Source organism: Serratia sp. 22278 (assembly GCF_052045405.1).
In the GTDB taxonomy this organism is placed as follows: Bacteria; Pseudomonadota; Gammaproteobacteria; order Enterobacterales; family Enterobacteriaceae; genus Serratia; species Serratia marcescens.
Genome location: NZ_JBQEOW010000008.1, coordinates 107,327 through 119,250 on the forward strand (window position 1 = coordinate 107,327; position 11,924 = coordinate 119,250).

An 11,924-nucleotide genomic window follows, 5' to 3' on the forward strand; every position below is an offset into this window, starting at 1 on the left:
TTGCCCTCACACCGGAGGGATCATGGTTCTGCAATCCACGCGTTGGCTCGCGCTCAGTTATTTCACCTACTTTTTTTCCTACGGCATTTTCTTACCGTTCTGGGGCGTGTGGCTGAAAGGCGAGGGCATCGCGCCCGAAACCATCGGCATATTGCTCGGCGCCGGTTTGGTGGCCCGCTTCCTCGGCAGTTTACTGATTGCTCCCCGCGTTAAAGATCCCTCTCATCTGGTCGCCGCCCTGCGCCTGATGGCGCTGCTGACCCTGGCTTTCGCGGTTGGCTTCTGTTTCGGCAACGGTTGGGGCTGGCTGATGCTGGTGATAGCGGGGTTCAACCTGTTCTTCTCGCCGCTGGTGCCGCTGACCGACGCGCTGGCCGCCACCTGGCAAAAGCAGATCCGTATGGACTACGGCCGGGTGCGGCTGTGGGGCTCGCTGGCGTTCGTCATCGGCTCGGCGCTGACCGGGCAACTGGTGGCGGTGTGGGGCCATAACGCCATTCTCTACAGCCTGATCCTCAGCGTGCTGGCGATGCTGCTGGGCATGCTGCTGAAGCCGAGCGTGATGCCGCAGGGCGAAGCGCGCACGCACGGCGGGGCCGAGCGTTCGCTGTTGGCGCTGCTGAAAGAGGGGCCGGTGTGGCGCTTCCTGCTGTGCGTCACGCTGCTGCAGGGCGCACACGCCGGCTACTACAGCTTCGGCTCCATTTACTGGCAGGAGGCGGGCTATTCGGCCTCGACCATCGGTTATCTGTGGTCGCTGGGCGTGGTGGCGGAAGTGATTATTTTCGCCAGCAGCAACGTGCTGTTCCGCCGCTGGAATGCGCGCAACCTGCTGCTGCTTTCCGCCTGTTGCGGCGTGTTGCGCTGGAGCCTGATGGCCTACAGCACCGAGCTGGGTTGGCTGCTGCTGATCCAAATCCTGCACTGCGGCACCTTCACCGTCTGCCATCTGGCGGCGATGCGCTTTATCGCCGCGCGCCAGGGGCAAGAGGTGATCCAACTGCAGGCGGTGTATTCGGCGCTGGCGATGGGCGGCGGCATCGCCGTCATGACGGTCATTGCCGGGTTCCTGTTCGAACATTGGCAGGGCGGGGTGTTCTGGGTGATGGCGGCGGTCGCGGTGCCGGCCTTGTTCATCCGGCCGCCGGCGGTCAGCGTCAGCCGGTGATTAAGGGGCTTCCAGCAGCGCGCGGATGGCCTGGCGCTGGCGGTTTTCCAGCGGCAGTTCGGTATAGATCAGCGGCGGGTGCGGAGCGCTGTGCACCGCCGCGTAGGGGGTGATCACCAGCGTGACGCCCTGCGGCGCTCCGCCGCACAGATAGTCGCTCAGCGGCAGATATTTGATGTTCAGCGGCAGCAGCGTGAGCTCGCGGATCTGATATTCTACCTCCTCTTCCAGCTGCGGGTTGTCCAGCGTCAGCAACAGCACCTGTTTTTCCTGCAGCGCGTTGTCCTGCATCAGCCAGGCGCCGAAGCTGATGGCCACCAGGCCCGCCTCCTCGTTGGAAAAATGCACGCCGTACTCCTGTTCCAGCGGTTTCAGCGCTTCCTGCGTGGTGCGCATCAGCCGCGGGTATTTGCGCACCACGTCTTCCAGCAGCATATTGTCGATGCCGATGGCGAAACGGCAGCGCTCCAGCGCCGGCGCCAGGTGGGCGAACAGCTGGCTGACCAGCTCCGCCTTGTTGCTGAAGGCTATGTCGGAAAGCTGCTGGAAACGCTCGACCATGCTGTCGATCGCCGTCATCAACCGCTGCTCTTGCGCCGAGTCATTGCTGTGGTAGCTGTGATTTTTCAACAGGGTGAAGGTCAGCGCCAAAAAATCGCGCTCGTCTGCCTGCGGCGGCTGGTTAAACAGCCGGTTGCAGGCCTGATGCAGCCAGGCGGCGGCTTGCTGCTCCGGCTTTTGCCGCAGCCAGTCGCGTTGAACGGCGTCGAAACGCGGATGCTGCTGCAGGCGATTTTGCCAGGCGCAGTAGAGCAGGTAATGCTGCAGAAATTGGCGGTCGCGCGCGTCGAAGTGGCGGTTAAGCAGCGGCCCGCAGGCGTCGATCGCCTCCGCCAGCGCAGACGTCGGGACGGCATCGGCCGCCAGCGCTTGCCTCAGGCGCGGGGCGAAGTCGCTTTCGACAAACAGCGGGCTGCAGCGCAGCGCCCGCCGCAGCCAATGGATCAGGCACAGGCGTTGGTCAAGCGCGCTGCCCCGCAGTTGGTAGCCATGGTCGGGATCGACGGCGATCTCCAGGTGATGGAAACGCTGGATTTCACTGGCTACCTCGGCTATATCTTGCCGGGTTATCGGGGGGGCGACGCCGTTGATTCGGCTTAGGGTCTCCAGCTGTAACTCGGGCTCCGGCGTGTACAGCATCAGCAGCAGATGGCAGCGCCGTTGTTGTCCGGAGAGCGCGGGCACGGGAGAGGTGTCCAGGCTCATTATCACCTTCCGGCATAAAAGGTTGCGATTATGCCTAAGCATAGCAAAAGGCTTTGCAACGTCAGGATGACAGCGCGGCTTTTACTTCGGCTTACAACTTTCGTCACAAATATCGCCGGGAGAGGCGGGCCGTTCGGCAGTTATTTGTGTTACGTTATAACAAATGCAGGTAAGACAGGATAATGATGAAGTTACGTCGTCTTTTGGCTGCTTTCGGCGCCGTGTTCAGCGCGGGTGCGATCGCGCATCCACACAGCTTTATCGACATGAACACCACCTTTGTCGCCAAGGACCAGCGGCTGGTCGGCCTGAAAATGGTGTGGGTGATGGATGAAATCACCTCGGCGGATCTGCTCTACGATGCGAAAAACGCCAAGAGCGATTCGGAAGTATGGAAAAAGCTGGCGGCGGAAGTGATGGCCAATGTGCTGGGGCAGCACTATTTCACCGATCTTTACCGCGACGGCAAGCCGGTGAAATACCTGAACTTGCCCAGCGAATATCACCTGTCGCGCCAGGGCAACCAGGCGGTGCTGGAATTCGTGCTGCCGTTGGCCGAACCGCAGCCGCTGGCGGGCAAGCCGTTCGAACTTTCTACTTACGATCCGACTTATTTCGTGGATATGACCTATAAAGATCAAAATGCGCTGCATTTGCCGCCGGAGATGGCGCAGCAGTGCAGCTACAAGCTGATGACGCCGCAGCCGAATGCGTCGCTGCAGGCCTATGCGCTGTCGCTCGACAAGAACGACTCGCCCGGTGAAGACCTGGCGCTGGGGCAGCAGTTCGCCCAGCGGGTGACGCTGCAATGTCGCTGAATCTCTCGCAACCGACGACGAGCCGGCGCCACTGGGCCTTCGGCCTGTGGCCGCTGCTGCCGTTTACGCTGGCGCTGGCGGCCGCCGCGCTGCTGGCGTGGTACTATTGGCCGCAGCTGCTGATGCAGAGCGTGGTATGGCAAAAAGCGCTGCACCAGCAGATGGCGGGGCTATTGCAGCAGGTGAAGGCCGCGCCGCAGCAGGCCGGGCTGGCGCTGATGCTGTTCAGCCTCGGCTATGGCGTCTTGCATGCGCTCGGCCCCGGCCACGGCAAAGTGGTGATCGCCACCTATCTGGCCACCCATCCGGCGCGGCTGAAAAGCAGCCTGAAGCTGACCTTCGCCGCTTCGCTGGTGCAGGGCGGGGTGGCGATCGCGCTGGTCACGTTGATGCTGGTGGTGTTACAGCTCTCTTCGCGCCAGCTGCATCAAAGCAGTTTCTGGCTGGAGAAGGGCAGCTTTATCCTGGTGATGCTGCTTGGCGTGCTGCTGAGTTGGCGCGCGCTGAAACGCCTGTTTGCGGCGATCAAGGCGATGCGCCCGGCGCCGGCGCTGCGCATCAACAGCCTGACGCCGCTGGCGGCGGATCATGTGCACAGCGCCAATTGCGGCTGCGGCCACCGGCATCTGCCGAGCGACAGCGAGCTGCAGGCGGGAAGCGATTGGCGCACTCAGGCCGCCATCGTGCTGGCGATGGGCATGCGTCCCTGTTCGGGAGCGATTTTGGTGTTGCTGTTTTCCAAGGTGATCGGCGTGTTCGGCTGGGGAGTGATCTCCGCGCTGGCGATGGCGTTCGGCACCTCGTTGACCATCTCCATGCTGGCGCTGCTGGTGCATTACAGCCGCCGGCTGGCGGTGCGCCTCAGTCGTTCGCGCGCGCCCGCCGCCTGGAGCGCGGTGGCCTGGGGGACGCTGGCGCTGGCCGGCGGTCTGATCCTGTTGGCCGCCGGGCTGTTGCTCTACGTCAGCGCGCAGCCGGAATTCGGCGGCGGCATCCGCCCCTTCTCCCGCTAACGGGCATAAAAAAAGCGCTGCATCGGCAGCGCTTTTTTTCGATTCGCTTCTGGCGATTAACGCTTCAGCGCTTCGCTCAGTTCTTCACGCATGGTGGCCAGCATGGCTTTCACCACGCGCGGGTTGCCTGCGACCACGTTGCCGGAGCTGAAGTGATTGTGGCCGCCGACGAAGTCGGTGACCAGGCCGCCGGCTTCACGCACCAGCAGTTCGCCTGCGGCGAAGTCCCACGGCTTCAGGCCGATTTCGAAGAAACCGTCCACGCGGCCGGCGGCGACATAGGCCAGATCCAGCGCAGCGGAACCGGTGCGGCGGAAGTCTGCGCACTGGGTGAACAGCTTGCCGACGATATTGATGTAAGGCGTGGCGTGCTGTTTGACTTTAAACGGGAAGCCGGTCGCCAGGATGGTGCCATCCAGATCTTTGGCGTTGGTGCCGCGCAGACGGTAACCGTTGAGCTGTGCGCCCTGGCCGCGCGTGGCGGTGAACAGTTCGTTGCGCATCGGATCGTAAACCACGGCCACTTCGGTACGGCCTTTGATGCGTACGGCGATGGAAACGGAGAAATGAGGGAAACGTTTGATGAAGTTTGCAGTGCCATCCAGTGGATCGATCACCCATTGCACATCGCGATCTTCGCCGATCAGCTCACCGCGTTCTTCGCTCACGATACTGTGTTGCGGATAAGACTTGCGGATGACGTCGATGATCAGATGCTCTGCATCGCGATCGACGTTGGTGACGAAGTCATTGGTCCCTTTCTGGCTCGCTTCTACAGCGTCCGGGGTTTCGTAGTTTTTGGCAATCAGGTTACCGGCCTTGCGCGCAGCGCGCACGGCGATAGTCAGCATCGGATGCATGGGTATCTTCCAACTAGGATGTTAAAGAACAGGAAACGGCGCGAAGTATAGCAGCTGTTCGGCAAATTGCCTACGGCTGTGTTAAGATGCTGCGATTTTCCGCCACGCTCAGAGTTTGTATGCTGCACAATATCCGCATTGTTCTGGTAGAGACTTCACATACCGGCAACATGGGCTCGACCGCCAGAGCCATGAAAACCATGGGTTTAACCAACCTTTATCTGGTTAATCCGCTGATCAAACCCGATTCTCAGGCCATCGCCCTGGCCGCCGGCGCCAGCGACGTGATCGGCAAAGCCACTATCGTCGATACCCTCGATGACGCCATCGCCGGCTGCAGCCTGGTGGTGGGCACCAGCGCACGTTCTCGCACCTTGCCGTGGCCGATGCTGGAGCCGCGCGAATGCGGCGTGCGCGCGGTGCACGAGGGCGAGCATGCGCCGGTGGCGCTGGTGTTCGGCCGCGAACGCGTCGGGCTGACCAATGATGAATTGCAAAAGTGCCACTACCACGTCGCCATTCCGGCCAACCCGGACTACAGCTCGCTGAACCTGGCGATGGCGGTGCAGATCCTGGCGTACGAAGTGCGCGTGGCTTACCTCGATCGCCAACAGGCGGGCGCGCCGCAGTTGGAAGAGACGCCGTATCCGCTGGTGGACGACCTCGAGCGTTTCTATCAGCATCTGGAGCAGACGCTGCAGCGCACCGGTTTCATTCGCCCGTCGCATCCGGGCCAGGTGATGAACCGCCTGCGTCGGCTGTTCACCCGCGCGCGCCCGGAAGGGCAGGAGCTGAATATCCTGCGCGGCATGCTGACGTCGATCGAGAAACAGGATAAACATCAAGGTAATTAATTGATGTGGCATAACGGTGGGTGACAATAGTATTAGTTATCCAAAGGTTATAACATGTATTTTATATACCTTTGTTCTTGCTAAGTTCAAAACGTGCTAATACTTGAGTTAATTACTGGGTTAAATAGTTGACTGTTTTACTCAGGAATGTCAGACTTTCGGCCATATTTGACCAACAGGTAACCATTGAGCTATGAGACTGACATCCAAAGGCCGTTATGCCGTAACCGCTATGCTCGACGTAGCGCTGCATTCCCAGGAAGGGCCGGTACCACTGGCGGACATTTCCGAACGCCAGGGTATTTCGCTCTCTTATCTGGAACAATTATTCTCCCGTCTGCGCAAGAATGGCCTGGTGGCCAGCGTGCGTGGCCCGGGCGGTGGTTATCTGCTGGGTAAAGACGCGGGTGAGATCGCCGTTGGCGCTGTCATCACTGCCGTCGATGAATCGGTAGATGCAACCCGTTGCCAGGGCAAAGAAGGCTGTCAGGGCGGCGATCGCTGCTTGACCCACGCCCTGTGGCGCGATCTGAGCGAGCGCATCAGCGGGTTCCTGAACAACATTACGCTGGCAGAACTGGTCAACAACCAGGAAGTGCTGGTGGTGGCGGATCGTCAAAACAACGATACGCGCCGCACGGCCAACGGCCGTCCGCAAGAAACTATCAACGTTAATCTGCGCGCATAAGCAGCTGGCGAAATTATTTTAGTTTTTGGAAGTGATGTACGGAGCACAAGAGCAATGAAATTACCGATTTATCTGGATTACTCAGCAACGACGCCGGTTGACCCGCGCGTTGCTGAGAAGATGATGCAGTTTTTGACCCTGGACGGCACTTTCGGCAACCCGGCTTCCCGTTCCCACCGTTTCGGTTGGCAGGCGGAAGAGGCGGTAGACATCGCCCGTAACCAAATCGCCGAACTGGTGGGCGCCGACCCGCGCGAAATCGTCTTCACCTCCGGGGCGACCGAATCCGACAACCTGGCGATCAAAGGCGCTGCCAATTTCTACCAGAAAAAAGGCAAGCACATCATCACCAGCAAAACCGAACACAAAGCCGTGCTCGACACCTGCCGTCAGCTGGAGCGCGAAGGGTTTGAAGTGACCTACCTGGCGCCGCAGAGCAACGGCATCATCAGCCTGCAGGATCTCGAAGCGGCGCTGCGCGATGACACCATCCTGGTCTCCATCATGCACGTCAACAACGAAATCGGCGTGGTGCAGGACATCGAAGCGATCGGCGAAATGTGCCGTGCGCGCGGTATCATCTACCACGTTGACGCCACCCAGAGCGTGGGCAAACTGCCTATCGATCTGAGCAAGCTGAAAGTCGACCTGATGTCGTTCTCCGGCCACAAAATCTATGGCCCGAAAGGCATCGGCGCGCTGTACGTGCGTCGCAAGCCGCGCATCCGCATCGAAGCGCAGGTACACGGCGGCGGTCACGAGCGCGGCATGCGTTCCGGCACCCTGCCTGTCCACCAGATCGTCGGCATGGGCGAAGCTTATCGCATCGCCAAAGAAGAGATGACCGAAGAGATGGCGCGTCTGCGCACCCTGCGTGACCGTCTGTGGAACGGCGTGAAAGATATGGAAGAAGTGTATCTGAACGGCGATCTGGAGCACGGCGCACCGAACATCCTGAACGTCAGCTTCAACTACGTTGAAGGCGAGTCGCTGATCATGGCGCTGAAAGACCTGGCCGTTTCTTCCGGTTCAGCCTGTACCTCCGCCAGCCTCGAGCCGTCCTACGTGCTGCGCGCGCTGGGCATGAGCGATGAATTGGCGCACAGCTCGATCCGTTTCTCCCTGGGGCGTTTCACCACGGAAGAAGAGATCGACTACACCATTCAACTGGTGCGTAAATCCATCGGCCGTCTGCGCGATCTGTCCCCGCTGTGGGAGATGTTCAAGCAGGGCGTGGACATCAACAGCATCGAATGGGCGCATCATTAATTCTCAGGTTTCAGGAGCAAGGTCATGGCTTACAGCGAAAAAGTAATCGATCATTATGAAAACCCGCGCAACGTGGGTTCTTTCGACAACGAAGATCCTACCGTCGGCAGCGGCATGGTAGGGGCGCCGGCTTGTGGCGACGTCATGAAGCTGCAAATCAAGGTTAACGATGAAGGCATCATCGAAGACGCGCGCTTTAAAACTTACGGCTGCGGTTCCGCCATCGCCTCCAGCTCGCTGGTGACCGAATGGATGAAAGGCAAGTCGCTCGATCAGGCTGAAGCGATCAAAAACACCCAGATCGCCGAAGAGCTGGAATTGCCGCCGGTCAAAATTCACTGCTCGATCCTGGCTGAAGACGCCATCAAAGCAGCGATTGCCGACTATAAGAGCAAGCATAGCGCCAAGTAATTTGTCTGAGTCGGCCCGGCCGCGCCGGGCTTTGATGTGAAGTGTGAGGTTGTGATGTCTATTACCATGAGCGACAGCGCTGCGCAGCGTGTTCAGGCGTTTTTGACGAACCGCGGCAAGGGTCTCGGTCTGCGTCTGGGAGTGCGAACTTCCGGTTGTTCCGGGATGGCGTACGTGCTGGAATTTGTTGACGAAGCCAACGATGACGACATCGTATTTGAAGACAAAGGCATCAAGGTGATCATCGACGGCAAGAGCCTGGTCTACCTTGACGGCACCGAGCTTGATTTCGTTAAGGAAGGCCTGAACGAAGGCTTCAAGTTCAACAACCCGAACGTCTCAAGCGAGTGCGGCTGCGGCGAGAGTTTCAACGTCTGACAGTCCATCGTGCTCCCCCGTTTCGGCGGGGGAACTTCATCCGCTAACGCCCAGAGCACGCTATGGATTACTTTACTTTATTCGGGCTGCCAGTTCGCTACACCGTGGACGGCAGCCTGCTTGCGTCCCGCTTCCAGGATCTGCAGCGCCAATTTCACCCCGATCGTTTTGCCAACCAGCCGGAGCGCGAACGCCTGATGGCGTTGCAGCAGGCGGCGACCATCAACGAAGCCTACCAGGCGCTGAAGCACCCGTTAAAACGCGCGGAGTATATGCTATCTTTGCACGGCTTCGATCTGGGCAACGAACAGCATACGATGCGCGACACCGCGTTCCTGATGGAACAGCTGGAGCTGCGCGAAGAGCTCGACGCCATTGAGCGCAAGCCGGAAGCGGAAAGCCTGCTGGCCGATTTCGGCGCGCGGCTGGCCACCTCCATCAAGCAGCGCAGCGCGCTGATGCTGCAGCAGTTGGACAGTGAACAGTGGGCGGATGCCGCCGACACCGTGCGCAAGCTGCGCTTTTTGGACAAACTCCAGCAACAGGTTGAACAACTCGAAGAAAAACTGCTGGGTTTTGAGTAACACCTTCTGATTCTGATTGTGGAAGCTTCAACATGGCCTTATTACAAATTAGTGAGCCTGGCCTCAGCGCCGCGCCGCACCAGCGACGTCTGGCCGCCGGCATCGACTTAGGCACCACCAACTCGCTGGTCGCCACGGTGCGCAGCGGGCAAGCGGAAACGCTGGCCGACGATCAGGGGCGCCATTTGCTGCCTTCGGTGGTGCATTATCAGGCGGACGCGCAGCGCGTCGGCTGGGATGCGCGTCAACAGGCGGCGCAGGATCCGGCCAATACCGTCAGCTCCATCAAACGCATGATGGGCCGTTCGTTGGCGGACGTGCAGCAACGTTACCCGAACCTGCCGTATCAATTTCAGGCCAGCGACAACGGCCTGCCGCTGATCGTCACCGCCGCCGGCCCGGTTAATCCGGTCGGCGTCTCCGCCGACATCCTGCGGGCTCTGTCCGCGCGCGCGCAAGCGGCGCTGGAAGGCGAGCTGGATGGCGTCGTGATCACCGTTCCCGCTTACTTCGACGACGCGCAGCGCCAGGGCACCAAAGACGCGGCGCGTCTGGCCGGCCTGCACGTTCTGCGTCTGCTGAACGAACCGACCGCTGCGGCGATCGCCTACGGGCTGGATTCCGGCCAGGAAGGGGTGATCGCGGTTTACGATCTGGGCGGCGGCACCTTTGATATCTCCATTCTGCGCCTCAGCCGCGGCGTGTTCGAAGTGCTGGCCACCGGCGGCGATTCCGCGCTGGGCGGCGACGACTTCGATCATCTGTTGGCCGACTGGCTGCGTGAGCAGGCCGGCGTGGCCGATCGCAGCGATCACGGCGTGCAGCGCCAACTGCTGGATGCCGCCATCGCCGCCAAAATCGCATTAAGCGATGCCGACAGCGTGCGCGTTGAGGTGGCCGGTTGGCAGGGCGAAGTGACCCGCGCCCAGTTTGAAGCGCTGATCGCCCCGCTGGTGAAACGTACGCTGATGGCTTGCCGCCGCGCGCTGAAAGACGCCGGCGTCGCCGCCGACGAGGTGCTGGAAGCGGTGATGGTCGGCGGTTCCACTCGCGTGCCGTTGGTGCGTGAGCAAGTGGGCGCCTTCTTCGGCCGCACGCCGCTGACGTCGATCGATCCGGATAAAGTGGTCGCCATCGGCGCCGCGATCCAGGCCGACATTCTGGTGGGCAACAAGCCGGACAGCGACATGCTGCTGCTGGACGTGATCCCGCTGTCGCTGGGCCTCGAAACCATGGGCGGCTTGGTGGAGAAAGTGATCCCGCGCAACACCACCATTCCGGTGGCGCGCGCGCAGGAGTTCACCACCTTTAAAGACGGCCAGAGCGCAATGATGATCCACGTGCTGCAGGGCGAGCGCGAGCTGGTGCAGGATTGCCGTTCGCTGGCGCGCTTCACGCTGCGCGGCCTGCCGCCGCTGCCTGCCGGGGGGGCGCATATTCGCGTCACCTTCCAGGTGGATGCCGACGGCCTGTTGAGCGTCACCGCGATGGAGAAATCCACCGGCGTGGAAGCCTCGATTCAGGTCAAGCCGTCGTACGGTCTGTCGGACAGCGAAATCGCCGGCATGATCAAGGATTCGATGGCCAACGCGCAAAGCGACGTGGGCGCGCGCAAGCTGGCGGAGCAACGCGTGGAAGCCGCGCGGGTGCTGGAAAGCCTGCAGGGCGCGCTGGCCACCGACGCCGCGCTGCTGAGCGAGGCGGAAAGTCAGGCGATCGCCGCCGCGACCCAGGCGTTGCAGCAGGCGGCGCAGGGTGAAGACCCCGCCGCTATCGAAGACGCCATCAAAACATTAGATGCACAAACGCAAGATTTTGCCGCGCGCCGCATGGACGCTTCCATTCGCCGCGCGCTGGCTGGCCATTCTGTGGATGAGGTTTAACCATGCCTAAAATTGTTTTCCTGCCCCATCAAGATCTGTGCCCGGAAGGGGCGGTTCTGGAAGCCGAAAAAGGGGAGTCGATCCTCAACGTTGCGCTGCGCAACGGCATTGAAATCGAGCACGCCTGCGAGAAATCCTGCGCCTGCACCACCTGCCACTGCATCGTGCGTGAAGGCTTCGATTCGCTGGAAGAGAGCAGCGAGCTGGAAGACGACATGCTGGACAAAGCCTGGGGGCTGGAGCCGGAAAGCCGTCTGAGCTGCCAGGCGCTGGTCGCCGACGAAGATCTGGTGGTCGAAATGCCGCGCTACACCGTCAACCACGCGCGTGAGCATTAATTGTTAGCCGCGGCGCCAACCAGGAGATCATAATGGGACTGAAGTGGACCGACAGCCGTGAAATCGGCGAAGCCTTGTACGACCAATACCCGGACACCGATCCGAAAACCGTGCGTTTTACCGACATGCATCAGTGGATCTGCGATCTGGAAGAGTTCGATGACGATCCGCAGGCTTCCAACGAAAAAATACTGGAAGCGATCCTGCTGGTCTGGTTAGATGAAGCGGAGTAAATAGCGTAACGGGCTGCCATGGGCGGCCCGTTTATTTTGTATCCGACATACCCGTCGTCTTTCAAACCGCAGCGTTGTTACCTGCACGATCACACCCCAGTCACTTACCTGAGTAAGCTCCTGGGGATGAGATCGCTGGGCGCCTAGCTGCAATTTGAAAT

Annotated in this window: 14 protein-coding genes; 12 read left to right on the forward strand and 2 right to left on the reverse strand. The window is 60.6% G+C overall.

Features of this window, described 5'->3' with window-relative positions; genetic code table 11:
* The first annotated feature begins 22 nt into the window (after window positions 1-22).
* Window positions 23-1,168: a 3-phenylpropionate MFS transporter gene (locus tag ACTJJ6_RS16035; RefSeq protein WP_440803429.1), complete on the forward strand. Its 1,146-nt coding sequence runs from the start codon at window positions 23-25 to the stop codon at window positions 1,166-1,168.
* On the opposite strand, the gene csiE is transcribed toward ACTJJ6_RS16035, so the two are convergent.
* Window positions 1,169-2,434, reverse strand: coding sequence for a stationary phase inducible protein CsiE (csiE, locus tag ACTJJ6_RS16040; RefSeq protein ID WP_440803432.1), 1,266 nt, complete (start codon window positions 2,432-2,434; stop codon window positions 1,169-1,171).
* Between the two features lie 182 nt (window positions 2,435-2,616).
* Between csiE and ACTJJ6_RS16045 the strand changes: the two genes are divergently transcribed.
* Both ACTJJ6_RS16045 and ACTJJ6_RS16050 read left to right on the forward strand, forming a co-directional pair.
* Window positions 2,617-3,252, forward strand: coding sequence for a DUF1007 family protein (locus tag ACTJJ6_RS16045; RefSeq protein WP_028127507.1), 636 nt, complete (start codon window positions 2,617-2,619; stop codon window positions 3,250-3,252).
* On the forward strand, window positions 3,243-4,265 hold the full coding sequence (locus tag ACTJJ6_RS16050) for a nickel/cobalt transporter (protein WP_440803435.1): 1,023 nt from the start codon (window positions 3,243-3,245) through the stop codon (window positions 4,263-4,265). Before ACTJJ6_RS16045 ends, ACTJJ6_RS16050 begins: the two co-directional genes overlap by 10 nt.
* Before the next feature lie 56 nt (window positions 4,266-4,321).
* On the opposite strand, the gene suhB is transcribed toward ACTJJ6_RS16050, so the two are convergent.
* Window positions 4,322-5,125 (reverse strand): inositol-1-monophosphatase, encoded by an 804-nt coding sequence (suhB, locus tag ACTJJ6_RS16055; RefSeq protein WP_004941400.1) that lies wholly within the window; start codon window positions 5,123-5,125, stop codon window positions 4,322-4,324.
* Window positions 5,126-5,244: 119 nt separating this feature from the next.
* Between suhB and trmJ the strand changes: the two genes are divergently transcribed.
* The 9 genes from trmJ to iscX all read left to right on the forward strand — a co-directional run bounded on the left by trmJ (window position 5,245) and on the right by iscX (window position 11,763).
* The gene (gene trmJ, locus ACTJJ6_RS16060; RefSeq protein ID WP_440803440.1) at window positions 5,245-5,979 is read left to right on the forward strand and encodes a tRNA (cytosine(32)/uridine(32)-2'-O)-methyltransferase TrmJ; all 735 of its coding nucleotides are present in this window, start codon (window positions 5,245-5,247) and stop codon (window positions 5,977-5,979) included.
* Window positions 5,980-6,172: 193 nt separating this feature from the next.
* Window positions 6,173-6,667: a Fe-S cluster assembly transcriptional regulator IscR gene (gene iscR, locus ACTJJ6_RS16065; protein ID WP_004941404.1), complete on the forward strand. Its 495-nt coding sequence runs from the start codon at window positions 6,173-6,175 to the stop codon at window positions 6,665-6,667.
* Between the two features lie 54 nt (window positions 6,668-6,721).
* On the forward strand, window positions 6,722-7,936 hold the full coding sequence (iscS, locus tag ACTJJ6_RS16070; RefSeq protein ID WP_016929764.1) for a cysteine desulfurase: 1,215 nt from the start codon (window positions 6,722-6,724) through the stop codon (window positions 7,934-7,936).
* 24 nt (window positions 7,937-7,960) lie between these two features.
* Entirely contained in the window at window positions 7,961-8,347 is a 387-nt protein-coding gene (gene iscU / locus ACTJJ6_RS16075) for a Fe-S cluster assembly scaffold IscU (protein WP_004941408.1), read from the forward strand.
* 54 nt (window positions 8,348-8,401) lie between these two features.
* Window positions 8,402-8,725 carry an iron-sulfur cluster assembly protein IscA gene (iscA, locus tag ACTJJ6_RS16080; protein WP_004941410.1) on the forward strand — a complete coding sequence of 108 codons (324 nt, stop codon included), beginning with the start codon at window positions 8,402-8,404 and terminating at the stop codon, window positions 8,723-8,725.
* 62 nt (window positions 8,726-8,787) lie between these two features.
* Complete coding sequence (hscB, locus tag ACTJJ6_RS16085) at window positions 8,788-9,309, forward strand: co-chaperone HscB (RefSeq protein ID WP_043138098.1); 522 nt, start codon at window positions 8,788-8,790, stop codon at window positions 9,307-9,309.
* 32 nt (window positions 9,310-9,341) lie between these two features.
* Window positions 9,342-11,192, forward strand: coding sequence for a Fe-S protein assembly chaperone HscA (gene hscA, locus ACTJJ6_RS16090; RefSeq protein WP_116404013.1), 1,851 nt, complete (start codon window positions 9,342-9,344; stop codon window positions 11,190-11,192).
* 2 nt (window positions 11,193-11,194) lie between these two features.
* A complete protein-coding gene (gene fdx, locus ACTJJ6_RS16095) occupies window positions 11,195-11,530 on the forward strand; it encodes an ISC system 2Fe-2S type ferredoxin (RefSeq protein WP_004941417.1) in 336 nt (111 codons plus the stop codon).
* 32 nt (window positions 11,531-11,562) lie between these two features.
* Window positions 11,563-11,763, forward strand: a complete 201-nt coding sequence (gene iscX / locus ACTJJ6_RS16100) for a Fe-S cluster assembly protein IscX (RefSeq protein WP_006327336.1) — start codon at window positions 11,563-11,565, stop codon at window positions 11,761-11,763.
* Window positions 11,764-11,924: the final 161 nt, after the last annotated feature.